At 51.1% G+C, this 24379-nt stretch carries 20 protein-coding genes; 13 read left to right on the forward strand and 7 right to left on the reverse strand.

Features of this window, described 5'->3' with window-relative positions; all coding sequences use genetic code 11:
• The first annotated feature begins 304 nt into the window (after positions 1-304).
• A complete protein-coding gene (locus tag LKK83_RS05855) occupies positions 305-3145 on the forward strand; it encodes a WD40 repeat domain-containing protein (protein ID WP_324630001.1) in 2841 nt (946 codons plus the stop codon).
• 246 nt (positions 3146-3391) lie between these two features.
• On the opposite strand, the gene LKK83_RS05860 is transcribed toward LKK83_RS05855, so the two are convergent.
• From LKK83_RS05860 to LKK83_RS05890, 7 genes are all read right to left on the reverse strand, one after another.
• On the reverse strand, positions 3392-4483 hold the full coding sequence (locus LKK83_RS05860; RefSeq protein ID WP_324630002.1) for an endo-1,4-beta-xylanase: 1092 nt from the start codon (positions 4481-4483) through the stop codon (positions 3392-3394).
• An 85-nt stretch (positions 4484-4568) separates the two neighbouring features.
• Positions 4569-5864, reverse strand: a complete 1296-nt coding sequence (gene purB / locus LKK83_RS05865; protein ID WP_324630003.1) for an adenylosuccinate lyase — start codon at positions 5862-5864, stop codon at positions 4569-4571.
• Between the two features lie 243 nt (positions 5865-6107).
• Complete coding sequence (locus LKK83_RS05870) at positions 6108-6296, reverse strand: hypothetical protein (protein WP_324630004.1); 189 nt, start codon at positions 6294-6296, stop codon at positions 6108-6110.
• 155 nt (positions 6297-6451) lie between these two features.
• Entirely contained in the window at positions 6452-6604 is a 153-nt protein-coding gene (locus LKK83_RS05875) for a hypothetical protein (protein WP_324630005.1), read from the reverse strand.
• A gap of 25 nt (positions 6605-6629) precedes the next feature.
• Positions 6630-7052: a DUF3887 domain-containing protein gene (locus LKK83_RS05880; protein ID WP_324630006.1), complete on the reverse strand. Its 423-nt coding sequence runs from the start codon at positions 7050-7052 to the stop codon at positions 6630-6632.
• 29 nt (positions 7053-7081) lie between these two features.
• On the reverse strand, positions 7082-8608 hold the full coding sequence (locus LKK83_RS05885; protein ID WP_324630007.1) for a YifB family Mg chelatase-like AAA ATPase: 1527 nt from the start codon (positions 8606-8608) through the stop codon (positions 7082-7084).
• A gap of 257 nt (positions 8609-8865) precedes the next feature.
• On the reverse strand, positions 8866-9078 hold the full coding sequence (locus tag LKK83_RS05890) for a hypothetical protein (protein WP_324630008.1): 213 nt from the start codon (positions 9076-9078) through the stop codon (positions 8866-8868).
• 343 nt (positions 9079-9421) lie between these two features.
• Between LKK83_RS05890 and LKK83_RS05895 the strand changes: the two genes are divergently transcribed.
• The 12 genes from LKK83_RS05895 to LKK83_RS05950 all read left to right on the forward strand — a co-directional run bounded on the left by LKK83_RS05895 (position 9422) and on the right by LKK83_RS05950 (position 24357).
• On the forward strand, positions 9422-10450 hold the full coding sequence (locus tag LKK83_RS05895; RefSeq protein ID WP_324630009.1) for a ParB/RepB/Spo0J family partition protein: 1029 nt from the start codon (positions 9422-9424) through the stop codon (positions 10448-10450).
• Between the two features lie 404 nt (positions 10451-10854).
• The gene (locus tag LKK83_RS05900) at positions 10855-11622 is read left to right on the forward strand and encodes a hypothetical protein (protein WP_324630010.1); all 768 of its coding nucleotides are present in this window, start codon (positions 10855-10857) and stop codon (positions 11620-11622) included.
• 12 nt (positions 11623-11634) lie between these two features.
• Positions 11635-12453 carry a hypothetical protein gene (locus LKK83_RS05905; RefSeq protein WP_324630011.1) on the forward strand — a complete coding sequence of 273 codons (819 nt, stop codon included), beginning with the start codon at positions 11635-11637 and terminating at the stop codon, positions 12451-12453.
• Between the two features lie 64 nt (positions 12454-12517).
• Positions 12518-13378 carry a hypothetical protein gene (locus LKK83_RS05910; RefSeq protein ID WP_324630012.1) on the forward strand — a complete coding sequence of 287 codons (861 nt, stop codon included), beginning with the start codon at positions 12518-12520 and terminating at the stop codon, positions 13376-13378.
• A 42-nt stretch (positions 13379-13420) separates the two neighbouring features.
• Entirely contained in the window at positions 13421-15652 is a 2232-nt protein-coding gene (locus LKK83_RS05915) for a hypothetical protein (RefSeq protein ID WP_324630013.1), read from the forward strand.
• 6 nt (positions 15653-15658) lie between these two features.
• The gene (locus LKK83_RS05920) at positions 15659-16762 is read left to right on the forward strand and encodes a hypothetical protein (protein ID WP_324630014.1); all 1104 of its coding nucleotides are present in this window, start codon (positions 15659-15661) and stop codon (positions 16760-16762) included.
• A complete protein-coding gene (locus tag LKK83_RS05925; protein ID WP_324630015.1) occupies positions 16665-17987 on the forward strand; it encodes a vWA domain-containing protein in 1323 nt (440 codons plus the stop codon). The genes LKK83_RS05920 and LKK83_RS05925 overlap by 98 nt, the downstream gene beginning before the upstream one ends.
• 105 nt (positions 17988-18092) lie before the next feature.
• Complete coding sequence (locus tag LKK83_RS05930) at positions 18093-19547, forward strand: vWA domain-containing protein (RefSeq protein WP_324630016.1); 1455 nt, start codon at positions 18093-18095, stop codon at positions 19545-19547.
• 272 nt (positions 19548-19819) lie between these two features.
• The gene (locus LKK83_RS05935; RefSeq protein WP_324630017.1) at positions 19820-20230 is read left to right on the forward strand and encodes a hypothetical protein; all 411 of its coding nucleotides are present in this window, start codon (positions 19820-19822) and stop codon (positions 20228-20230) included.
• Positions 20231-20249: 19 nt separating this feature from the next.
• Complete coding sequence (locus LKK83_RS05940) at positions 20250-21575, forward strand: vWA domain-containing protein (RefSeq protein ID WP_324630018.1); 1326 nt, start codon at positions 20250-20252, stop codon at positions 21573-21575.
• Between the two features lie 82 nt (positions 21576-21657).
• The gene (locus LKK83_RS05945) at positions 21658-22221 is read left to right on the forward strand and encodes an FHA domain-containing protein (RefSeq protein ID WP_324630020.1); all 564 of its coding nucleotides are present in this window, start codon (positions 21658-21660) and stop codon (positions 22219-22221) included.
• A gap of 189 nt (positions 22222-22410) precedes the next feature.
• A complete protein-coding gene (locus LKK83_RS05950; protein ID WP_324630021.1) occupies positions 22411-24357 on the forward strand; it encodes a protein phosphatase 2C domain-containing protein in 1947 nt (648 codons plus the stop codon).
• Positions 24358-24379 lie beyond the last annotated feature (22 nt).

Consider the following 24379-nt stretch of genomic DNA (forward strand, 5'->3'; position numbering starts at 1 on the left):
GGCTTTAAGCATTAGGTTCCTTGCCCCGCTTACGTTTTCGGCATTTCAGCCTTGACTTTGGCGGGAACGATTCGCACCCACAAGGTAGTTATAGCAGACACCGAGGAGCTTTGAACCAACCAGGGTAGGAGCCAAAGTGGAGCTTTGCACGGCGCATCCAGGCGCAACCCCGCGCGATCGTGCTTTAATAAAATTCACAAATCCAACAGAATAAATCCACCGATTGCAAGGAATACTGTGGACAGACTGGTATCGAGCCGAAGGGCGCATCTACTGCTAACCGAACTCTTACCCAAAAATTCCTATGCCTATCTTTCCCATTTATCGCGGTGAACTACCGGAATCTCTCAATCCACTGAACCCGCGCCACTATTGGTTGCTGGCGTACTGGGTGTTTTTCCGACCCACCGCCCTCAATTGCTACTTTTATCAAGCCGCGCCGGACCTTTACCGCCAAGGCGGATGGCGTAAATTCCTCGGCACCTTCAAAATTCGCCCCTATCGCCACCTTTATGTCATGGCATTCGTATCCTGCCTATTCTGGGCGGGATTGGTGGGAGTGATGGCGGTTCTTTACTCGATCGCCACCTTACAAGGCCATACTGCCTCGATTAACGTCGTGACTGCCATCTCCAACCAACAAGCTATCTCCGCATCCACGGCAGATTTCAGCTACGGCGCGAGTCTAAAAGTGTGGGATCTAGAGCGCGGGGCAGTGGTACGAACCCTGGAAGGTCATCGGAATGGGATTAATGCGATGGCGGTGGTATCAGGAGACAAAGCCATTTCCTCGGGAAGCGATCGCTCGGTGAAAATCTGGGATTTCAACCAAGGCACCCTCCTGCATACTCTAGAAAACCACAGCCGCTGGGTCAACGATTTGGCCGTGACCCCAGATGGCAAGCAAGTCATTTCTGCCAGTGCTGACCACACCCTCACCGTCTGGAATCTAGAACAGGGAACGAAAGTGCAAACCCTGAAAGGGCACGAGGGTCAAGTCAATGCGGCGATCGTCACTCCAGACGGCCAATTTCTCCTCTCGGGATCGGGCGATCGCACGGTGAAAGTCTGGAACTTGCAACAAGGAACCGTCCTCACAACCCTCGCCGGACACACTGGCGGAATCAACGCCTTGGCGCTCACTCCCGACGGAAAACTCGCCATTTCTGCCAGTGCTGACGGTACCCTGAAGGTCTGGAACCTGCCAGAGGGAACCTTGTTACACACCCTGGAAGCACATAGTGGCGGCGCAAATGTGGTGGTGGTGACGCCAGACGGACAGCAGGCCGTTTCCGGAGGGGCAGACCGCACGGTGAAAGTCTGGAACCTGGCTGAGGGCACTCTACAGCACACTTTAGCAGGTCATGGGGGCTGGGTGAATGCCATAGCCATAACCCCAGACGGAAAGCAAGCGGTTTCGGCTTCCTCTGACCATACCCTGAAAGTGTGGGACATTGAAGCGGGAACAGAACTTTATACCCTGGTGGGTCATCAGGAGTGGGTCCGATCCGTGGCGGTGACGCCCGACGGGACCCGGGCGATTTCTGGGGCGGGCGATCGCATGCCGAAAGTCTGGGATCTGGCCTCGGGTCGGGAAATTCCTCTCACTGCTGCTAATCGGATCTTATTCTTGTCCACCGTAGGCTGGATGCTGGTTGCTGCCTTGATGCTGGTGGTGGCACTATTCGCTAGCGCCACGATTTTGGCTTGCGGTTTGATGGCATTCGGCGTGACAGGCAGTGTGGGCGCTATGTTGCTTCTGGGTTTAGTGGGCAGCTTGCTGTTTACCTGGACGTTTGTGTTTTCGGATATTATCTCGATTAAGCCTTCGTTCCGCCAGATGGCGGCGGCGGTGAGTCTTCCCGCAGACTGGATCGCGATCGCGTTTGCGATCGTTCTGGGCACGATTTGGTTCGTTGCGTTTGGTATTGCAGGTCGCACGGCGATCGCGGTATTTGGTAGCTTGGCGCTGTTTGCCTTAATGGGTACCGCTGTTGCTCTCTTTGAGGCCACTGTCTTGCAAAATGCAGCGGCGGCTATCCGAATGCGGTTGGTCTCTGGGATTAAAGCCGGTTGGCAGGTGGGAGTGAGTTTTAATCTGCTGGTGGCTTTGGGCGCTTTGCGGGCAATATTTTACCCGGTCAATTTCGCTGGGGCTTGGCGTTACCACTCGGGCAAGCGATCGCATCCAGTATATTGGGATGAGTTGATGGTGTTGCCGGTGCCGAACAGTGGCAAGTCTCTGTTGCGACTTTTGCACTCGGATGAAGAAGAAGGTCTGCGGGCGATCGCCGCTGTCTCCCGCAACCCGTTTCAGCGTTGGGTGGCTCAGCGAACGTTGCACGCTTACTTGCATTCCCATCCGGTACCGCTCCAGTTTCTCTATACTCTGCTTCGCTATCCGGATTTGCAGGCTTATATTTCGCCGCCGATTAGCTCGGAAGATTGGTTGCTCTTACCGGAAAGTCGGCAAGTTTTATTGGGAGAGTTGGGCTATACAAGGGTGGAATGCAGCAGCGATTGGGTGAACCGGGTGGCGGAACGGTTGGTGTGGGTTCTCACTGTATGGGGGCGATCGCACCGTCGCACTCCCCTGACTCGCTTTGCTGCTATTCTCGCAGAGTGGTCCGGCGATAACCCCTTGGATGCAACCGGGTTTGACTTCTCGGCTTACAAATCGCATCTGCTGCGTCTGCGGGACTATCCCGGCGGGGAAGAAATTCTCGAATCTTTTGCGGCGTTGTCGGCGTTTTTGTGCTATAATGATATTTCTCAGTTGCAGGGTGCAGCCGATGTGCTGCGATCGCCGGATATGGCATCCCTCTATGAAACTCGGGGAGATGAGTTAATCCCGGTTTCGGGGACAATTCGACCGGAAGTGCTCGTGGCGATCGCCCGTCTGGGACAAATTGCGGCTGGTGTTTGTGAGGAGACAGACCCGAATTCTCCAGGAAAACGACTGGCAGCACTGGCACGGGGAATTGTGGCGATCGAGGCTCTCGAAACTTTTGCGATCGCTGAAATTGTTACCCCAGAGCAAACGATTCTCCGCCGCATTATCTCCAAATGGCGCAGCATCCTCACGCAAGTGATGGCTGAGGTGGCCGGCAAGGCACAGGTGAGAGAAACTCATCCGGGGTGTTAAAACCATACCATGCCTCATGCAGGGACACGGCACTACCGTGTCCTCATCCCTAAAAACGCAGATATAAATGACTGGAATGACTAAAAAAGAATCGCGATCGCCATGCAAACAGTAGTATAGTGCTCATCCCTGCGTTGGCAGTTGGGCCGGGTAGAGCGCGATGATGCACCACCGACGGATAGCTCTCTCAACCCACCTCTCCCAGGCAGATTTATCCCCCGCATGACACACCCCGATGCACAACACTTATTCTGCCCCCGAACCGACATGCTGTTTGAGTTCTGCCATCATGGCATGGTAGGCGGGTTTGGGATGATAAGCCTCATCAAAAATCAGGGGAGACTTGCCGCCCGTAAACCCAGTCAGCCAAGAATGGCGATCGGTAAATCCCCACATGAGGAACGTATCGCAATTGGGCGCTTCTATACACACATTCAAAAAATCTTCGTACATCTGGGCCTGTGCGGCGAGTTGTTCTTCTCGGGTGCCCTTAAACATCGTAATCGGCACGTCCATTTCGGTGATAAATACCTCTAACCCCAGATCCGCATACCGTTTCATATTCTCCGCCACTTCTGCCGCATCTTTCGCGGATAAAAAACCGATATGGGCTTGAAACCCCACGGCATCTAGCGGTGTCCCCCGTTCCACCAGACTTTTCGCTAAGTTGTAAAAGGAGTCGGATTTTGAATTGAGTCCCTCGCCGTAGTCGTTGATGTACAACAGGGTGTCTGGATCGGCTTGTTTTGTCCAACGCAAAGCTAGATCGATATATTCCGGACCGATTCCTTTATACCACAGAGTTTCTCGCAATGCGCCATCGGCTTCTAGGGGTTCGTTGACTACATCCCAAGCATAAATCTGTCCGCGATAGCGACCCACCACGGTATTAATATGTTCCCGAAGAATGCCCATCAGTTCTTCCCGGGTAAAGTCTCCCTCCCGCAACCAGCGAGGCAATGCGTGAAACCAGGTCAGAACGTGACCGATAACCTGCATGTCGTGTTCTTTCGCAAACTCAACCGTAGTATCTGAATCCCTAAACTCGTAAACCTCGCGCTCGGGATGCAGTGGGGCAAATTTCATCACGTGTTCTGCCATCACAATGTTAAATTCCCGCGCGAGTACCTCCCGATAAAGAGGTTCGTCACTTAAGGCTCGCGGGCGCACTGCCGAACCGATGAACATGTCCTGTTTTGCTGCTAGAGAACGCAGGGTTTCTCCGGATTCGGTGGCGAGTTGAGTTGGCTCTACTGCGGTGGGGGGTCTGCTGCAACCGATAACGATGAGGGTTGCTAACATCACGAGGGTTAAAGCGATAAAGGAACGAAGTTTCACGTTTATACCTCCCTGGAGAATAAGGGTTGAGTTTTGAATTTTCAACCGATGAGTTCACCGTTTGAAACTCAAAACTCACCCCGGTTTAAATCCCGAAGCGCTGATAGATGCGATCGAGGTTTTTCAGATGGTGTTTCGGATCGAAACATGCCTCGATTTCTTCGGGAGTTAACCGATCGCTCACCCGCGAGTCTTCGCAAATGAATCGGTGAAAGTCTCCCTCCGGCTGATTCCACGCTTGATGCGCGTTCGACTGCACGATCTGATAGGCGTCTTCGCGGCTCATTCCTTTTTCCACTAAGGCGAGCAACACGCGCTGACTAAACACTACCCCGCCGTACAGGTTCATGTTGCGTTTCATGTTTTCGGGATACACGAGCAGATTTTTAACCAAATCTGCCATCTCTACGACCATGAAATGCGCTATAATGCAAGCATCTGGCAAAATCACTCGTTCCACGGAGCTGTGAGAAATATCTCGCTCGTGCCAGAGCGCAACATTTTCTAATGCTGCCACCGCATGACCGCGCAAAATTCTCGCCATCCCGCTCAAACGCTCGGAACGGATTGGATTGCGCTTGTGGGGCATGGCGGATGAGCCTTTTTGCCCTTTGGCGAAGTATTCTTCCACTTCTAACACGTCGGTCCGCTGCAAGTTGCGAATTTCCACCGCAAATCGCTCGATGGAAGCCGCCAGGAGGGCGAGATGCTGTACGAAGTCGGCGTGCCGATCGCGCGAAATTACTTGGGTGGAAGCCGGATCCGGTTCCAGTCCGAGTTTCTGACAGGCGATCGCTTCCACTTGCGGATCCACGTTGGCATAGGTCCCCACTGCACCGGAAATCTTGCCCACGGCAATTTGCCCTCGCAATCGCACCAGGCGCTCTCGATGTCTCAGCACTTCCGCCAACCAGCCGGCAAGCTTGAACCCAAACGAGATCGGTTCGGCATGAATTCCATGCGATCGCCCGATCTGCACCGTATCCCGATGCTGCTGCGCCTGATACCGAATGGCGTGAATTAAATCTTCTAACGGTTCCAACAACACATCCACACTCGCCACTAGCTGCAACGCTAAGGCTGTGTCTAGCATGTCAGAACTGGTCAAACCCAGGTGAATGTAGCGTCCGACATCGCCGACATGCTCATTCACGTTGGTTAAAAAGGCAATCACATCATGGCGGACTTCAGCCTCAATTTCTTTCACGCGATCGGGGTCGAATTTCGCCTTCGCCTTGATTTCTTCCACTGCCTGTGTTGGAATATATCCCAGTTCTGCCTGGGCTTCACACACGGCAATTTCTACCTGGAGCCAGGTTTTCAGTTTATAATTTTCAGTCCACAGTTCGCCCATCTCGGGCAAGGTGTAACGCTCGATCAACGTCTGCTACAGAACACAACTCTCCGATCTTACCCCTAATTCTCCCTCTTTTTTCCCGCCTTTCCCCTCAACTTTTCCCCGACTCTACATTGAGCCTGACAAACCGCTGTATCGGTTGTTAATTTTTGTAACTCGAGGGTGCCACCAAGGCCCTGGGGCGATCGCCCCCCCGTGCAACCCCTTGCGCCCCCATTGCCGATCGCTCCCGAGGGTGACTTAGGTTCAATCGCCCTACTTTTTCACTTAGCTATGCTGCACCTTCTTCGGGGGGCGATCGCCGCTCAGCAGAATCAGTCTAGCCGTGTAAAACTCGCGAGACAAATTGATTAAGCCAAGCACCAGACTCTTAACCAGGCGCATAGCTTTTACTTTCATCACTCTTGCCTGGAATTTGCTCAGTTTGGCATTTACTCGGTCGGTGTTTCTAGTCATGGCAATCGGCTCTCCTATTCAAGCCAATAAATTACCCTACTTTTATTATGGCTTATTTCACCGTTTCTTGACATTCCCAACCACTTAAAACAATGTTAAATTTTCGCGCCAACCTTAAACCCAGGCGGTGGGCGTCTTTCTCCCCCAGGCTACGGTTAAACCCCCACCCCGGGGCGCGTCGAGGGGCAGGTCTTGCTCGCTCCCGTTCCCGCCTCCCAGGCGGTTTGGGTTGCATAAAATTCCGCAATTTGCCCTAATTTTACCGAACCGCCCCCGCCGCCTTTCCCCGCCCAAGTGGTTGTGGCCACAGACTACTGACCTCGACCCCCGAACCTAGGTTTCTCCATAGTCAAAACTATAAATTTCCCCGTCTTCATCGAAAATAATCAACAGATCCACAGTTTCCCGTTCGAATTCGGAAGTGAGCACCACAATATTCGTATCGGTATCGCTGAGAAGCTGGCTGTCATTGTATTCTTTGAACTCGCCAAACCTGGCAATCAAATCTTGCCATTTATCCTGAAGCGTTTGTTGCGAAACGCTTTCTCGGGCAATGGTATCGTAGCGGGTCAAAGCTGCTGCAAAGTCGCCCGCTGCCAGTAAGTTTACAAATTCCTCCGCTTTCGCGATCGCCTCGTTTGAAGACTGGGCGATCGCCGGCTCGGATTGTCCGATTTCGCCGAACTGTGCCCTCGCCTGCAGGGGAACCCCGACTAAAACGGCACTGAGTAACAAAACACCAAAACACTTGTTCATGGGAAAATCTCCTGGCAAAAAATAACGGTTTATTGCATTCGGTCGATGGTACGATATTGAATAGCCTCGGCCACATGCATTGTATTGAGATTCTCATCCCCGGCTAAGTCGGCGATGGTGCGGGCAACTTTTAAAATGCGATCGGTGGCGCGTGCCGAGAGACCCAGTTTGCGAATTGCACCTTCTAATAAATTGCGGGTTGGGTCATCTAGGGGGCACCATTGACGCAGGTGCATGCTTTGCATTTCGGCATTGCAGTTGATGTGGTGGTCTTGAAACCGCTCGGAAGCGCGATCGCGTGCCAGTTGGACTCGCTTTCTCACCGGTTCTGAGGGTTCTCCAGTGGTTTGCTGGGTAATCTCCTCTGGTTTTAAGCGATTGACCGCCACCTGCAAATCAATCCGATCCATTAGCGGACCGGAGAGTTTAGCCCAGTATTGCTCCCGATGACGTGGCGAACAGGTGCAAGGTTGGATCGGATCGCCATAGTACCCGCAGGGGCAAGGATTGGTACTGGCAACTAAGGTAAACTGCGCCGGAAAACTGACGGTTTGCTTGGTTCGCGAAATCGTCACCTGTCCATCTTCTAGGGGTTGGCGCAGAAACTCCAACACGTCGCGTTTGAATTCGGTCAGTTCGTCTAGGAATAGAATGCCCCGATGGGCTAGAGAAATTTCTCCCGGTTTCGGATAGCTGCCTCCGCCGACGAGAGACGGGCCAGAGGCGGAGTGGTGGGGACTGCGGAAAGGGCGATCGCTCACCAAGGTGCCTCGGTCTTTCAGCAACCCCGCCACGGATTGAACTTGCGTCACTTCTAAGGCTTCTTCAAAGGTGAGTGGGGGCAAAATTCCGGGCAACCGTCGCGCTAACATGGTTTTGCCACTCCCGGGCGGACCGACAAAAATCAGGTTGTGACCCCCGGCGGCAGCAATTTCTAACGCACGGCGGGCATGCGCTTGTCCTTTCACGTCTTTAAGGTCTAATCCGCGAAACGGTTGCTTGGCTAATTGCGCTTGCCCATCAATTTTAAACGGTGTGAAGCGCTCTGGGTTGTTCAGCAAGTCCATGACTTCTGAGACGTGGCGACAACCGTAAACTTCTAACCCTTTGACTACCGCCGCTTCGCCTACATTTCCCTCGGGGACGACTAAACCGCTAATCCCCATGTCTTTGGCGGCGGCGGCAATCGGGAGAACGCCGGCCACCGGTCGCAAGCTACCATCGAGAGAGACTTCTCCGAGAAACATGAAGTCTCCGCACAAGGAAGCGCTAACCTGTTCGGAGGCGGCTAAAATTCCGACGCTGATGGGCAGGTCGAAACTCGGCCCTTCTTTGCGGAGGTCCGCTGGGGTTAGGTTGATGACGATTTTACGCAGGGGATAGGCGTAATCGGAATTTTTTAGGGCGGCTTTCACTCGCTCTTTGGATTCTTGGACGGCGGTATCTGGCAGTCCGACGACCACGATTCCGGGTAATCCACCGGATACGTCTACTTCTACGCCGACTTTGACGGGGTTAATTCCCACTAGGGATGCACTCCAGACTCTTGCAAGCACGGTTGATTGAGAATAACTGCATTATCTATATAGTGCTCGCGATCGCTACAGTTTGTTCGCCCAGTGCCTCCCTCGGCAATACTCCTTAATATTTTCCCACCCCTGCTGCGATCGCCGTCCTATTAGCACAATTGCCGCAAAAATGCAAGCATTTGCAATATTTCTTTACAAAAATTGGGCGGCGGGAAATCGCATACCTGGACCTCCAAGGAAAATGCAATTTCATCATTCACGCTGATATCACCTTAGTTTATTGCCTAATTGCAATCGGATATCGCCAACTTGTAACGGGTTCCGGTGGTTAGCCAGAGATTATCGGTCAAATTGGATACAACCGGGCGAGTGGGCGATCCAGGTGAGTGTAATGATTCGATCGCCGTGAGGTGCGAATGACGGACAGAGGATTCAGGTGGGCGGGGCGATGGTGCGGCGATCGCCTGGGTCATTATCCCATGTAGCAATGAAAGCATTGTGATTTCAGGGGTTGGTTGCAGCAGTTATCGCTCTATGTTTCACTTATAAAATGCAACTTATTGACCCCAGGGGTGACGCAATTCCATGAACTTTTATTACAAAAACCATAGAATCGCATAAAAACCCAAAATGCCTCCCATAGATCCATATAAGTACAATTGGGAAAACTATCATGCTCATCCCGTCACCGGTCAAACGAACAGTCATACCAAGTGGCTGCCCGAAAGGGTGGTGTAAGACCAATTCACCTGAAGCTCACCGCCATTGGCAGGATGCACCCAGAGGCATCGCCTAGCACGGATCGCCGTTGCGAGTCGAACGCAGTTAACAAACAAACAGATGAACCAACCCAATACGCAATATCTTTCCCAGAGCTTGACCGCCTCTGTGACACTTCCACTCGAGCGAATTTCTCGGTCGAAGTTTCAGCCCCGGAGTTACTTTGACGAAGCGGCGATGGAGGAATTGACCGCCAGTGTCAAACAACATGGCATCCTACAGCCGATTATCGTGCGACCGATTGGAGAAAATCGGTACGAGTTAGTAGCGGGTGAGCGACGATATCAAGCAGCGAAGAGAGCAAAACTCCCTGAAGCGCCAGCAGTGGTGCAAGAATTAAACGATACAGAAGCCTTAAAAATAGCCTTACTGGAAAATCTCCAACGAGATGACTTAAATGCGATTGAAGAGACGGAAGGCATCTTGCAATTGCTCGCACTCAATCTCCAGTGCCCGATCGCGCAAGTGCCTCAAGTGCTGTATCGTCTGAAGCACCTAGACGATAATTCGCTCTTAGACAATTCTACTGGGTCAAACGTTTTGCCCAACCCTCATCAACCCCCGGAAAAATCTGGGCAAAACGTTTTGCCCAACGTAGAAACGGTAGAAAATGGGGAGATTGTGGAAGCGTTGTTGGCCAATCCCACACTTTTGGCCCAACAGGTGAAGGCGGTATTTGATAGCCTCAATCGGATGAACTGGCAATCGTTTGTCAAAAGCCGACTGTCCCTGCTGAAATTACCGCCGGAACTGCTCGAAGCGGTTCGCACCCAGCGAATTGAATATACCAAAGCGAAGGCGATCGCAAAAGTGAAGCCACCGGCCAAACAGCAGGAGTTGCTAGAAAAGGCGATCGCTGGCAAATGGTCTCTAAAGCACATCAAAGCAGAAGTGGCAGGGATGAGTGAGTCGCAGACTTCCACCCATGCCAATGCCAGTAATTTATCCACTCGTCTGGATGCGGTCTATAAGCAAATGAAAAAGAGCCTAAAACAGAATCAGGAGATTTGGCAAAATTCCACCACCCAGGAACGAGTAGAGACACTCCTCACCGAACTAGAAGGGTTGTTAAACAACCAACAATCCTAGCTATAGCGTTTCTCAGATTGGCGAGGTAGATAGATAAGGATGGAGACAGGAGTGCGTTGGCGTAAGGGTTAGCGCAGCCCGGGTTGGAACCGGCTACAGCGATGCCGAAAGCTTTCCGCACTCCGGGTTCCAACCATTATCTCATCTTTGCCAGAAACGCGATCGATCGGTGATGGAGTTGAAACCGGCGGGGGAGACGCCGAGGAGTGCGAGAAACGGCTTCGCACCTCTGGAAAGATTTTATAAATCCTTAAGAATTGCGAGAAGAAACTGGGGGTGAACTTGAGGTAAAATTTTGTAAAACCAGCAAATAAATAGGCAAAGAAATGATATAATTCTTGAAGTCAACCTAGCCAGTGGAACTGCCTCACTATTCAGCCAAATTTCCCCGGTTACTTTTTTTTATGGGCGTTATCTATATTGGCGATCGCGAAACGGGTAAAACCTCACTCGCTCTCGAACTCGCTCATCGCGAGAGTCATTATGTCAGCGTTGTGTCTCCCCAGTACAGCGTGCTGAAAGCCATGCTGTACGACGACGAACAAGGGAGAACCACCGCCACCGATGCGGAGCAATCCACCTACGATCGCAAGTTAGAAATCGAAGTCATGCTTCGCACCCAGCGCAAACAAATTTACACGAATTGGATCGATACGCCCGGTGAAATTTGGCGATCGAGCTGGCAAGAAAGCAACCCGGAAAAGTGGACGAAATTTGTGGAAACGGCTCAGAGTAGTCAGGGAGTGCTACTGGTTGTCCCTCCCTACCGGGAAATCATTCGTCAAGACCGGCAGATCGAGGCGGAAAACTTTGTCACCCAACAGCAATGGGTGCGACGGTTCGATCGCTGGGTTAAATTTTTCCGCTATGACTGTCCTAACGCGAAGCATATCGCCCTATGTCTGAATAAAGCCGACCTCATCCAAGGAATCGACCTGAAACGGGAAGCAGAAAAACTGGCCTATCATCCGCACAGTTCCCAGATGAACTGGAACCAACGCAATGACTATATTTTCAAGCGATTTTTCCGTCCCGTGAAATCCCAAATCGCTCAAATCAATCAATCCACCTCCGGTTTAACCGTGCGGTGTTTTATCACCAGCATTTACAACCGCGAACTCCTAGAACTTCCCTGGATTTATTTAGGAACCTACCTCAGCAGTGACCTGTAAGGAGAACGGTGAATGGGCAATATCTGTATTATCGGACCCCGGGCGGCGGGGAAAACCACCTATCTCGCCGGACTCACCTACTTTTCCGAGTATCGCGGCGATCGCACCCATTACAGCATCCAACCCCTAAACGATGACGCCCGCAACCTGGCGACAACAGCCAAAGAAACGATATTGCAAGGCTTACCTGTGGATCCCACCCGCCTCGGCGATCGGATTCACACCGTGGAGGACCTCCCTTACTACTCCTTTCAAATCACCGTCAAAGGGAAACTATTCCAACCGAAAACCACCATCCAACTCAACCTTCGCGACTATCCCGGGGAAGTATTCGAGAAAATTCTTCACGCCTCTGAGGAAGATTCGATTCACGCAGAATTCATAAACGAATGCTTGATGAACGATGTGAGCGGTTGCTTATTGCTGTTTACCGAGTGGGAAAGCAGTACCGATGACTTTTACAGCGACCTGATGAGTCGGTTTTTTACCATGATGGACGAGCGATCGCGACTGAGTAACTATCGCCTCGCGATCGTGATGAGCAAATGCGAACGCGGAGAAATCTGGCCCGGACGACTGGACCCGGAAAACGACCTATTTGGCGTTTACTTGAAAAACACCCTCAAAACCATTAAACAATCCATTCCAAAACAGAATGTCAGATTTTACGCCATGTCCACCTTTGGGGTTTTGGGACGTTACGACCCGCGACCGAACCGCACCGATGCCTTAGGGAGTGATGGGAGAGCTTCCACTCTCCGGGATCCGCCGCGTTGGAAACCTTACAACCTCATCGAACCCTTGTGCTGGTTGAATGCAGCAAAGATTTGAGTTTTCTGAGTGAGTTGATATGTTATTTCGCAAAAAAAACACCCCTGTTTCGAATCCCGCATCGGTGCCAACCTTAAGCAGCGAGCCGGTGTTGCGCGTCATCGGCGATCGCGGTTCTGGAAAAAGCGCCTATCTTGCTTCCTTAGCGTACTGGCCCAACGCCAGGGTCGACAGTCCTGTGGAAAGCGTTACCCCAGTGGGCGAAGCGGGACAAGAACTGGTTGACAAAGCGCGAGACATCCTAGAACAGGGATTGGAACTCGAACCCACCATCCTCGACGCCGACATCGATGCGGTGAAAGATTATACCTTGAGCATCTCGTTAAAAGAGCGCTTGTCCTGGTTGCGAACAATGGGGAAACGGGTTCAACTGAACATCAGTTGCAAAGATTATGCGGGGGAGTTTTTATCGGATCTTCTTTATAAAAGTGGAGACGCCCTGCTAGAGGATTATCTGGAAGATTGCTGTTTGGCCACCGGGTTGCTGCTGCTGGTGGATGGAACCGCTCATCGCAAAGACCGCGAGTATGCGATGGGGGTCGAGAAACTGTTGATGGAACTCGATCGCGCTGATATGGAATTGCGACAACGGCGAATTGCGTTGGTGTTGAGCAAATGCGAACAGTGCGAACTGTGGGTGAACCGACATCAACCGGAAAAATTAGCGAAAGCCAGATTTAGGGAACTGTGCGCCGAACTGGAAACCTGGCAAAGTAGCGGTGGGAGAGTGGAGTATTTTACGACTTCTGCATTTGGGATTTTAGGACAACAGTATCCCCAACCCAATTCGAAACAATTGCAGCGATCGCGATCGGGAACCGCTTCGGTGATTAAAAAACCCAGACAGTGGCGACCTTTTGGCTTGGTTGCGCCGATTTACTGGCTATGTACCGGCGAACGTCACTCAGACCTCGATCGCGACTAGGGTTGGTTTTTCAGTGTCCTACCTTTCATTATTTAAGAGAACATGAACGCAGCGCATTGGATAGAGATTCACGAATTTAGTACCGGGATTGAGGTAAAACCCACTGCCCGGGGGTGGGAATCGGGGGGATTTACCGGGAAGTATATGAACCGCACCATCGACCCGATTCCCCCGGCGGTGGAAGAGGCGATCGCCAATCGGGAATTTGCCTTAGCAGAAGGAACCACGAGTCAAGAACCGGCGATCGTCGGGCGAGAAATCAGCGGATATGGGGAAACCTGGTCAGTGGTCGCAGTAGTGACCCGAGGTCGAGACGATCGCGGGCGCGGCGTCTCCCTTTACCGTTACTTTCTTTGTCGCGCCGAAGCAGGCATTGAGGCGATTTTACGCTGGTGGAACAAATCGCAGGTGTTCAATCCTTTTGACACCAAAACCATCGGACAATCCCATCGGGTGAGTTTCACCCCGGCCCAGGTGCCCATAAAAGAGGAATTGCGGAGAATGCTTGGCAACAGACCGCCGATTGTGATTCCCGCATCTCAACCCTGTACGCCCTTGTTATTAAATCAGATGACCCAAGAATTGCCCACCATTGGGAAGCGTTCTTGGGCATATAAAGTCGCCGCCCTAGAACGTCCCGAGTATTTTCAAATCATTTATCCCGCTGACCCTCGAGGGTCAGCGGTGTTCAAACAAGCATTATCCCAGCGTCCCCGTCAGTCGGCGGTGGTGAGTGGAGAACAAAGTCTGAAAACTGCGATTAGTGCGGTAATGAATGGTCGCGTGAAGGCCAAACATATTGCGGCTTTAGAAAATGCCCTCAACCACCCACAAATCGATGAAAAATATTGGCAGTCTTTGTTTAACAATCAAGGAGCAACTGAAGCCTTAACCCAAAATATTTACGGCACCAATCAAATCCGGCTTTTAAGCTTAAAAGCAATGTTACTTCCCGGGTTTTTGCCAGATTTTTTAAAATGGCTTTATAAAACTAAAAAATCCGAGGGATATTATATCGCATCTTGTGAGTTTCAGCAAGCAATTTTACAACAAGTTCCCAACTTTACTCAGGATTGCCCAAACCTGACCGAACAAATTAAGCAAGGCATTTGCATTGTCATGGATCGGTTGGTCAAACAACAGCCCATCCTCGCAGAAGCTACCTTGTTATTAGGCGGTTCCTATCCCGGGATTTGGCGAAAGGCTTACGACTCGTCACTGCGCTCTGAGATGGAAACCGATATCACAATGCTACCAGACTATATTGGTCGCAGAGAAGGGGTTTCCTTTCAAGCAACGAAATATCCGGAATGGGAACAGTTGCTCGGTGATATTATGCGGTTTTGGCAAGTTCCCACCCAATCCCGCAATTCTAACTATTTACCGTTGGCGAAGTTATTTGAGAGTATGGGAAGCTTAAAAATGGCTGCCATTTTTTATCAAATCGCCCAAGGTAACGTTCCCAAACCTATCTTTGAAACGATAAGCGGCCCTCACCGATGGGAGTGTCGGGTTTTCGGACTGGCGATCGCAAGCCAGAAAGATTTGTCAGACTGCGTTTATATTCTTGGGTTAAAATCAGTTGAATTGGTAGAGTTTTATATGCCTAAAATTTTTATTGTAGCTATGTTATTTGGTGCCTTTGGTTTGGGATGGTTTAGTCACCCTCTTTTAACTAACACAAGCAGTAAAGAAGACAATCAGGAATCGACTGCACCAGCAACGACAACACCATCACCCTCACCCACAAAAAATGATTGCAAATTTGACGAATCCAATGTTGATGAGGAGAGAAAATGCACTAGAAGTTACCAAAAGATTAGCAATATCAAAGATGAGTTGTCTGAGGATTTAAAAGAACAACTGAATAATCAATCAAACCCCAGCCAAAAAGTTGAAATATTAAAAGCCATTATCAATAAAAAAACAGACGCACAGGAATTGCCATTAAAATATTTGACAATCAATGCTGATGACACAGAAAAAATAGTTCTTTTTTATATTAGAAAAACCCTTGATTTACCAACAACTATTGAGGGAGGTGTAACAAATGAGGAATGGTACAATAATATAAGAAAAAATGAAAGTACATGGAGGGAATTTAGGGAAGCAATTAAAAAATACACCCAAAATAAAAAAGGAGAAGCTACAGAACACCCTGCAGAATCTGGAGAAATCGATGAAGACACAGCCAAGCAACTAGAAAGCGATATTCGCAAAGACTTAGGCTTATCAAAATCCGAATCCCCTTCAAACTCAACCCCAACCAACTAACCAACCATGAGACCCTATCTCTACATCCTTGCAGGCATAACTTCCGCTCTTTTAGGGTGGAACATCGGACAAGTGTTTCTCAGCGATTTGGGCTGGCTGAAATCCTTTCGCGAAGTAGTATTGTTTCCCTGCATTGCCATTTCCCTGGCGATTGGTAGTGTGGCAAACGAAATTTTCGTCAGCAACCCCACCCGCCCGCAACTGAGCTTGCGGATGCTGCGAATTCCCCTATTGATAGCTTTAGGAGTGGGACTGGTTTCTGGTTTAGTAGCGGGAGGTATTTCCCAAATCCTGTTTGCGCCGCAAATTAAAGTTCCCGCTTTTGTGGTTCGCATCTTCGGGTGGTTGGTAGTGGGGGCCTCGGTGGGGGTTGCGGAAGGGTTAAGTTGGCGGTGGCACAGTTTAGAGGCAGGAAACCCGAAACGCTTTCGACAACGGCTGATTCTGAGCATCATCGCCGCCAGTCTCGCCAGTGCGATCGCCGCCAGTATATTTGAATTAATTCGCCAAACCCTGGGAACAATGCCTGTAGCCTTCAAACCCTACGAAGATCCGTTAGGGTTTGCGGTGTTGGGATTGTGTTTGGGAATTGCCTTTAGCATTACCAATCTCTCTCCCAGTTATATTCCGGCGTTGAGAGCGGGAAAAGGATTTGAATACAAAGGAGAAGACTATGGCGATATCGACCCGCAAAAAACCATTAAACTGCAAAACTATCCCAGAATCGATCGCGCCCTGGTCAAATTTATCAGTTATCGCTCTCAAGCAGAAGAGGAGGCGGAAGATGAAATCGAGGAAGGTATTTCCATCGAACTTCCCGTGAAAGGCATCATTCGCGTCGGTTCTGCCCCTGTAGCCAACCTTTGTCTTCCTCACCTCCCGCTTCATGCGGCGGATATCAAACTAGCAGGCCAAAAAGCCGTTTTGATTCCCAACGCCAAGTCTTTTTACACGGTTGCGATTAACGGAACGCGACTCGGAACCCGTCGAAATGTGTCTTTGAAGCATAACTATGTTATTACTTTCTACACCGTGGATAAAGAGGATATCGAAGCGCCGAAATGCTATCGATTGGTCTTCTACAATCGTTTTCTCGACCCGATGGCTTAGTGGATTAGCGATCGCGGTATTTGGGATTTCCCCTGCATTCGGACAAAGCGCAGAAATTGTGGGTCGCCCGCAACTGAATGAGGAGGAAATCACCCTGCGGGTGAAAGTCACCACCGATGGAGGACGTCCGGAAATGAGACTGGGTGAAAGCAATTTTCAGGCGATCGTCGATGACAAACCGGTAGACATAGAAGACTGGCGAAGTCCCACAGAAACCGTGCCACCGCCTGCATGGATTGTGGTATTGATTGACCTTAGCGGGAGTATGCAGCAAGCAGACAGTAGCGGAGTCACCAAATTGCAAGGAGCGATTCAAGCAACGCGCCGGTTTATTGCAGAAATGAGCGATCGCGGCGGGGATACGCGGGTAGCCATTGTACCATTTGGGGAAGGTGGAGGAGACTGTGGTGGTTATCCCGTGACCCAGGATGCGATCGCCGACAGATTTTTCCCCGCCAACGACATCAAGCAACAAAACTTACTCGATTACCTGGCGTCGCAAACTCCTTGTGCATCTACCAATATTTACGACCCCTTAAAACAAGCGATTCGCTTATTGGGTGACGAAGAAAACCCTAACTTTTACGTCCCCGAAGATTCCCCGAAACCGGAACCGCGACTTTCGGTAATTTTGCTCTCCGATGGCTATCACAACAAACCGAACGAAGAACGGGATTTCCAGGGGTTAAGGAATTTACTTCTCCGTCACGAGAACATTGTGGTTCACACTCTGGGATATGGATTAACCCCAGAACAATTAGGCGCAAAGTACGGATTGGGACGACCCGCCACCCGAGAAGATATCCAAACCGTAGAAAAACCGTATAACCCCATTCCCGACGAAGAGTTTGTAGATTTGAAGCGCTTGCGCGAAATAGCAGAAGTATCGGGAGGAGTTGCCGAATTTTCCGGAGATGCGGACGAAATTGCCGAGGCGCTGCAAGTGTTTCTCAATGCTTTGTTAGGAGAATACGAACTGGTTTACCTACAACCGAATGCGGAACGCGGGTCGAAACACGAAGTGGTGGTAGAAGCGAAAGTGAATGGAGAGACAATCCAGACCCAATCGGCATCTTATACGATTACCGTATTTGGGCGATCGCTTCCTCTGGTAACGCGCTTATCGATGACCGGGGTTGTATTGTTATTGTTAGGAATGGGAGGAGTTTTGCCATTTTGGAAATGGAGTCAATGGCTCAAACAAGAGGCGGAAGAGGATTTTTGAGGAGGAGAATCATGTGGAAAAAATGGGGAGAAGGTGGAAAATTAGTAAAATCGAGCAATTCTTTTAAACAGTGCGATTCGCAACGGCAAATTTGGAGGGCGAACTATGGTAGGCAACCTGTATAGAACTTTCACGGAGAAGTTACGGAAACCGTTAGTTTTCGGACTGTTTGGAGGAACCGGATGTCTGGTCGCCGCCACAATTTTAGGGGAAGTGTGGCTGTGGCTGACCCATCGTCCGCCGGGGAGAGAACCGCAAGCGGTGGTTCTGGCGATCGACACCTCGAGTAGCATGAGCGGGGGAAAACTATCGGAAGTGCAAATGGCGGCGAGTGGATTTGTGGACCGACAAGATTTAAAGGTTCACGAGTTAGGGGTGGTGGAATTTGCCAGCAGCGCGAGAATTCTGACGAACTTAAACGCGGAAGAAAGCGAAGTGCAACAAGCGATCGCCAATCTGCAAACCTCCGGAACCACCAACTTAGACCAAGGTCTCAACGCAGCAACTTCTGTGCTGGGAAATACTAACTTAGGGGCGAATATTCTCCTGTTTACCGACGGGCAACCCAATAACAAAGCTAGGGCCAGATCCATCGCCAGACAAATCCGACAAGCGGGGATTAATCTAGTGGCGGTGGGAACCGGCGATGCGAAAGTCAACTATCTGATTTCCCTCACCGGCGATCGCGACTTGGTATTTTACGCCAATTCCGGAGAAATTGACAACGCCTTCCGCGCCGCCGAAAGGGTAATTTACGGACAGCAACTGGTCGAATCAGACCGCAGCGGGGACTATGGTTTGATATTTGGTATATTCCGCATCGGCGTGTGGACCGGATGGTTAGCCTTGGGAACGGCGATCGCCTTAATTGTGGGACAAAACCGCACCCTTCGCCGTCGCCTGCTAACGCGCAGAGAAGGACTGGTGGGTGGAGGTGGTGGGTTCCTCGCCGGATTCACCGGAGGAGCAGTGGGACAATTCGCATTCCTCCCCACGGTTTACCTCCCCGCTTTATCTCTTGTAGCGCGCTTGACGGGGTGGACCCTCCTGGGAACCCTGGTAGGTGGCGGCATGTCTCTGTTCGTGCCCAACCTCCCTCGGGACAAAGCATTAATGGCGGGAGCGATCGGGGGGATTTTAGGGGCGATCGGCTTTCTGCTGCTGGATGCAGTAGTGGGGGTAGTGTTAGGGCGGTTAGCGGGCGCGGCAATTTTGGGATTTTGTATCGGATTGGCGATCGCCGCGATCGAACAGTTAAATCGCGAAGCAGTGTTGTGGGTTCGCTGGACCGAATCAGAATTTACCACCATTTCCCTAGGCAAAAAACCCATCGAAATCGGTAGTGCCCAAACCGCTCACGTTTATTTACCCAAAGATGGAGGATTTCCGGAAAAGTTCGCCCGCCTGTTTGTAGAAGAAGGAAAGGTTATTTTAGAGTTCGACCCTGCCATTCAACAACTCCCCAAATACCAAAACATGAAAATTTTCCGACAAGAGCTTCCCAATGGCTCTCGTCGCCAGTTTGGAACCGTTTCCTTGGAAATTCAGCAAAAAAATTGACCTATAACTTACATTAAAACCCAGGATAAATCCCATGATAAACCGCAAACTAAACCAGTATTTATGCCGCAAATCAACTCTTTTTTAATCGGGACGGGTGCCCGGGAAATCCCCTGGGTAGAGATGAAATTTATCCCGTCTTGCTTTAAGCAGGAATCGCATTTTTACCGCCGATTGCAATCTCGAACGCACTCCTGGATTTATGCCGTTCTTTCTACCTCACCAATCTGAAAAAACCCTATAAATGCGATAAAGTCCCAGAAAATGCAGCCATGCAACTGAGTTTTATGGTTCAATACACCTTAAAGCTGCAAACCGATCCGCAATCCAATGGCAATGATGATGTGTCTCATCATCTGGATTTAAACACCGAAGAAGAAAACCAACCCGAACGCTTGTTTAATCGGGCAGAATTTCGCGAAGAACTGCGATTGATTCTGCAACAGAAAACGGCTTGTTCGATTAACGATGTCCACCTTGAAAAAATTGTGAAAACTTGGGTAGAAGATATCCAAGAAGGCTATCGGTCCACCCGGTTGACCCTGGATTTACCCCCGATTGAATTCGAGAAAATTAATCGACTGCAGGATCCGGGAGAGCGATCGATTCCGGATTTGTTCCCCCCAGACTTTTCGCAAATTTCTCCCCAAGGTGGAGCGTTTCCGCCATTAAACTTTGATTAGAATCACCGAGGGAAACACTATGCTTGATGTATCCATCACTCCCCATCTCGAATTCCTCGCGGCGGACAAAGCGGGGCAAAAATTATTTGTGATGCTGAAACTGCGTCCCCACGCCGAGGTTTCCGCCAGTCGTCCCTCGACCACCTTCACCTTTGTTATCGATACCAGTGGGTCGATGTACAGTGAGACCACGGTGGGAAAACCGAAAATCGACGTAGTTATCGAAGCGCTCGATCGCCTGGTGAATTCCAGCCAAGCTGACCCGCGCGATCGCATCGCCATCGTGCAGTTTGACGATAGCGCATCGGTTTTGCTGCCCCTAACTGTGGCCACAAATACTGCGGCGCTGCAAAGTGCGATCGGACAACTGCGATCGTTCAGCGGCGGTACTCGGATGGCGTTGGGAATGCAACAAGCGCTCAACCTGCTACAAAACTGCGATCTCACCAGTCGGCGCACCCTCCTGTTCACCGACGGACAAACCTTTGACGAAAGCGACTGTCGAGACTTAGCGGTACAATTTGCCCAAGCGGGAATTCCGATCGCCGCCTTAGGCGTGGGCGACTACAACGAAGACTTGTTAGACCACTTGAGCGATCGCACGGGAGGAAAAATCTTTAACGTCGTCGAAACAGCCAGCAACAATGGCACCACCGATATTGCCATTTCCGAACTTCCCACCAAAATTTTCGAGGAAGTCCAACAAGTACAATCCGAAGTCATCAACAACCTCAAACTCAGCATTCGCACCGTCAAAGGCGTAACCTTGGAACGACTCAGCCGCGTTTATCCCGATCGCGCCGATATCCCTCTGGATGCAGAACCTTATCTGATGGGTAGCGCCCTCGCCAATGACGATACCATTTTTATCCTAGAATTCAATATTGATAGCCGCGCCGGCGCGCGGGTTCGCATCGCCCAACTGGGTTTAACTTACGATGTTCCCGGTATTCAGCGACGGGGGGAACTGCTCCCACAAAATCTCATCGTCCAATTTGTGCCCGGACAAGGAGGAATGGCCCAACCCAATCCCGAAGTCATGGGCTACGTACAACAGCGCAACATCTCTCAACTGGTCGATCGCGCCGCCGCCGTGGCCGATCGCAATCCCGAACAAGCCGCACAACTTCTCGAAACCGCCAAACGAGTCACCGTCAAAATCGGCAACGATGCCATGTTACAATCCCTCAACCTTAGCATTGAAGAAGTCCGCAAAACCCGAAAACTCTCCTCCGGAACCCGTAAAACCGTGAAAATGGGTGCCAAAGGTAAAACCGTGAAAATGACCGACACCGCTAATGACGGTCTCTCAGAAGAACAAATCCGCAAAATGACCGAAACCTAACATTCAGTTAGCCCACTGCTGAATTGTGGCGATCGCAATTCAGCCACCCCTGACATCCCAATCTTGATTCGGAGATCCAACCATGTCTATCACTTGTTCCCGCTGTGGCTACGATACCAATCCCGCCGATGCAGAATTCTGCGAAGCCTGCGGTGCGGAATTGAACGCAGCAGCGCCTCCCGCCCCGGAACCGCCCACCACCGTTTCCGAGCCGCAAGTCGTGCCCATCGCCCCTCCAGAACCATCCGATCCGCCCCTGGAAACCGCCGAAGCTCCAGCCACCCCCACCGTCGCCAGCGTCACCACCCCACCCCCGGCGCGTCTGGTGGCCAAACAGCCCAACGCCCCGCAAGTCGAATTTGCTTTAAACAATGTATCCCTCGTGGGGATATTCGACTCGGACAGCGGACCTGTGGATATCGATTTGGAAAGCTTTGTCGGCGGGGACACAGTATCCCGTCACCACGCCGAAATTTACCCTGACGGTGGCGGTTGGATGGTCAAAGACCTGGGTTCTACCAACGGTATCTTTATCAAACCCAAAGGCGGAAGTCGCTTTGGTGCCAGAATTACCACGCCAACCCCTTTAAATCCCGGTGACGAAGTGGCCTTTGCTAAGGTTCAATTCACCTTTCAAACTTCTTAAGGCAAAATCACCGGATGAACTGCAGGGTAAATCTCACCGCAGTTCCTCCGGAAAACCGTCCCAGTCTTTCCGGTAGAGGGAATGCCTCAATTGCCCCTCCAGTTTGGAGGCGGGGCGGCTACCGTCAAGCCCTCTCAGAAGGATTGAGAACCACTATAACTTCACTAGCTGATACTATCAAGCAACATCGTGATTTCAGAAAACACTTCATTACAAATCGGACAGTTTTCGGTAACTGTTCTGGAAAATCTCGGTCAACGCAACGGTCACATTCGCTATTTCAAGGTGCGTTTCCACCCGGAAGAGAGCGGAAGTGGTGAAATGGGCCTCTTGCGAGTCGGGCCGGCCAGCGGTTTGCTGCAACAAGAGTTACAACTGCGGGACGGTTTGGGAGAGTATGCATTGGTCGCTCCTTTACTCGCACAAACCCGGGTTGCCCACCTGTCAGAACTTTGTGAACCTCCTCCGGCTGCGGTAGAGACGGGGGTGCAGAATGCCCCCGAGGAGTGGGTTTCCCTCCCCAGTCAACGGGAAAGGGAATTGACCCTACCGGTGCTATCTCTCCGGGAAGAGCGAGAACCGTTAGCGCCTTCCACCGTAGAGGGAGAAACCGCCACAGAGGAGGCGGAAATCACCGGGGAAGCGGAAATCACCGGGGAAGAGGAGCCAGATGTTGCCGAAACTTGTGAGAGCGTTCCAGCCGATTCCGGTGAGGAGACGATGACGGGGAGGGAGCCAGATTCCGCCGAGTCTGGAGAACTCGCCAACCAGAGCGACTATCTGGAAGAAGAGTTTTATCCGGAAGAACCGCTTCCCGGGGATGACGGCGATCGCTTAGTGTTGCTCACTGCTTTTCCCGATTCCCAACGCACTTTGCGTCAGTGGTTGGCAGATTCTCCCACCCCAGTGAATGCTTTAACCACCACCGCCCAAATTTGTCAGTTGTTGTGGTATTTGTATCAAAATCGCTGGTGTACGATCGACCTAGACCCGGATTTTCTCGAAATCGGTAAACCGATTCGCTGTTTCGATTTGACCTGCGCTTATCCCGAGGGAACAACATTGACTTCCGGATTAATGGGAACCTACTGCGCTCCAGAATTGGCCGCCACTCCCCTCCCGAGTGAGAAAGCGAGTACCTATACCGTAGGTGCCTTGTTGTATCACGCGCTTTATGGGCGATCGCTGGCGGGCGAGCGATCGCTGGACTTGAAAGACTGTTCGATTCCCCGTTTTTCCCAACTGCTCTCCCTCTCCCTGTCTCCGATTCCTGACGATCGCTTTTCTTTAGCACAACTGCGAAGTTTGTTGATCGAAACTCGCAATAGCCTGAGCGGCGATCGCGTGAGCTGGGAAATCGCCAGTGAATCCACCGTGGGCCTTTCTCCCCGACGATTGCACAATGAAGACAGTTACGGAATCGCCCAGATTGAATCGGGTCAGTCAGATATGATAGTTTTAGCGGCCCTGGCGGATGGAATGGGAGGAATGGCGCGCGGAGAACTCGCCAGTCAGTTGGCGGTGAAGACGGTTCTGGATGGATTGCACCAGGAAGAGGAACGCAATCCGGAGATGGGAAGCGAATGGCTGGTTTCTCTGGTTGAACGTGCCAATGCTAAGGTGTCGGAGGCGGTAAACAATGGGGGAACGACCTTAAGTTTAGTGTTGGCGAAGTCTCGCAGGTTGGCGATCGCTCATGTGGGCGATAGTCGCATTTATTTGCTCAGCAACGGCGACCTTCGCCAATTGAGTGAAGATCATTCGTTAGTGGCGCTGCTGGTTGCTAGCGGTCAAATTTCCGTGGAGGAAAGTCAGCAACATCCCGATCGCAATGTGCTAATTAAATCCTTGGGGTCGAAAAAACAGCTTCCTCACGGTTACGTGCAAGCCATTGGGGATATCCAATTGCACGATGGAGATGTGCTATTGTTATGTTCCGATGGCGTGTGGGATTCGATCGGCGATCGCGAACTGATGGAACTATTCTCACCATCCACGGAATTGCAATCCGCTGTGAATACTGCGATCGCCCGAGTTTTGCAACGCGGCGCACCGGATAACGCTACTCTATTGGCATTGCGCTGTCGCGTCACTCCTGTGGAAGTTAATTTCCAAAGCAATTCCAATTACCCTTGAGTTCCTTTCTTACCGCCGTCGT

Source organism: Phormidium sp. CCY1219, assembly GCF_035615515.1.
Taxonomy (GTDB): Bacteria; Cyanobacteriota; Cyanobacteriia; order Cyanobacteriales; family Laspinemataceae; genus CCY1219.

What these genes read in the sequence shown, in the direction of transcription:
- LKK83_RS05920 (WP_324630014.1), top strand. Translation starts at nt 15,659, where the DNA reads ATGAGACCCTATCTCTACATCCTTGCAGGCATAACTTCCGCTCTTTTA.
- LKK83_RS05930 (WP_324630016.1), top strand. Translation starts at nt 18,093, where the DNA reads ATGGTAGGCAACCTGTATAGAACTTTCACGGAGAAGTTACGGAAACCG.
- LKK83_RS05855 (WP_324630001.1), top strand. Translation starts at nt 305, where the DNA reads ATGCCTATCTTTCCCATTTATCGCGGTGAACTACCGGAATCTCTCAAT.
- LKK83_RS05900 (WP_324630010.1), top strand. Translation starts at nt 10,855, where the DNA reads ATGGGCGTTATCTATATTGGCGATCGCGAAACGGGTAAAACCTCACTC.
- LKK83_RS05935 (WP_324630017.1), top strand. Translation starts at nt 19,820, where the DNA reads ATGCAACTGAGTTTTATGGTTCAATACACCTTAAAGCTGCAAACCGAT.
- LKK83_RS05940 (WP_324630018.1), top strand. Translation starts at nt 20,250, where the DNA reads ATGCTTGATGTATCCATCACTCCCCATCTCGAATTCCTCGCGGCGGAC.
- LKK83_RS05890 (WP_324630008.1), bottom strand. Translation starts at nt 9,078, where the DNA reads ATGCTTTCATTGCTACATGGGATAATGACCCAGGCGATCGCCGCACCA.
- LKK83_RS05945 (WP_324630020.1), top strand. Translation starts at nt 21,658, where the DNA reads ATGTCTATCACTTGTTCCCGCTGTGGCTACGATACCAATCCCGCCGAT.
- LKK83_RS05905 (WP_324630011.1), top strand. Translation starts at nt 11,635, where the DNA reads ATGGGCAATATCTGTATTATCGGACCCCGGGCGGCGGGGAAAACCACC.
- LKK83_RS05895 (WP_324630009.1), top strand. Translation starts at nt 9,422, where the DNA reads ATGAACCAACCCAATACGCAATATCTTTCCCAGAGCTTGACCGCCTCT.
- LKK83_RS05870 (WP_324630004.1), bottom strand. Translation starts at nt 6,296, where the DNA reads ATGACTAGAAACACCGACCGAGTAAATGCCAAACTGAGCAAATTCCAG.
- LKK83_RS05915 (WP_324630013.1), top strand. Translation starts at nt 13,421, where the DNA reads ATGAACGCAGCGCATTGGATAGAGATTCACGAATTTAGTACCGGGATT.
- LKK83_RS05925 (WP_324630015.1), top strand. Translation starts at nt 16,665, where the DNA reads ATGTTATTACTTTCTACACCGTGGATAAAGAGGATATCGAAGCGCCGA.
- LKK83_RS05880 (WP_324630006.1), bottom strand. Translation starts at nt 7,052, where the DNA reads ATGAACAAGTGTTTTGGTGTTTTGTTACTCAGTGCCGTTTTAGTCGGG.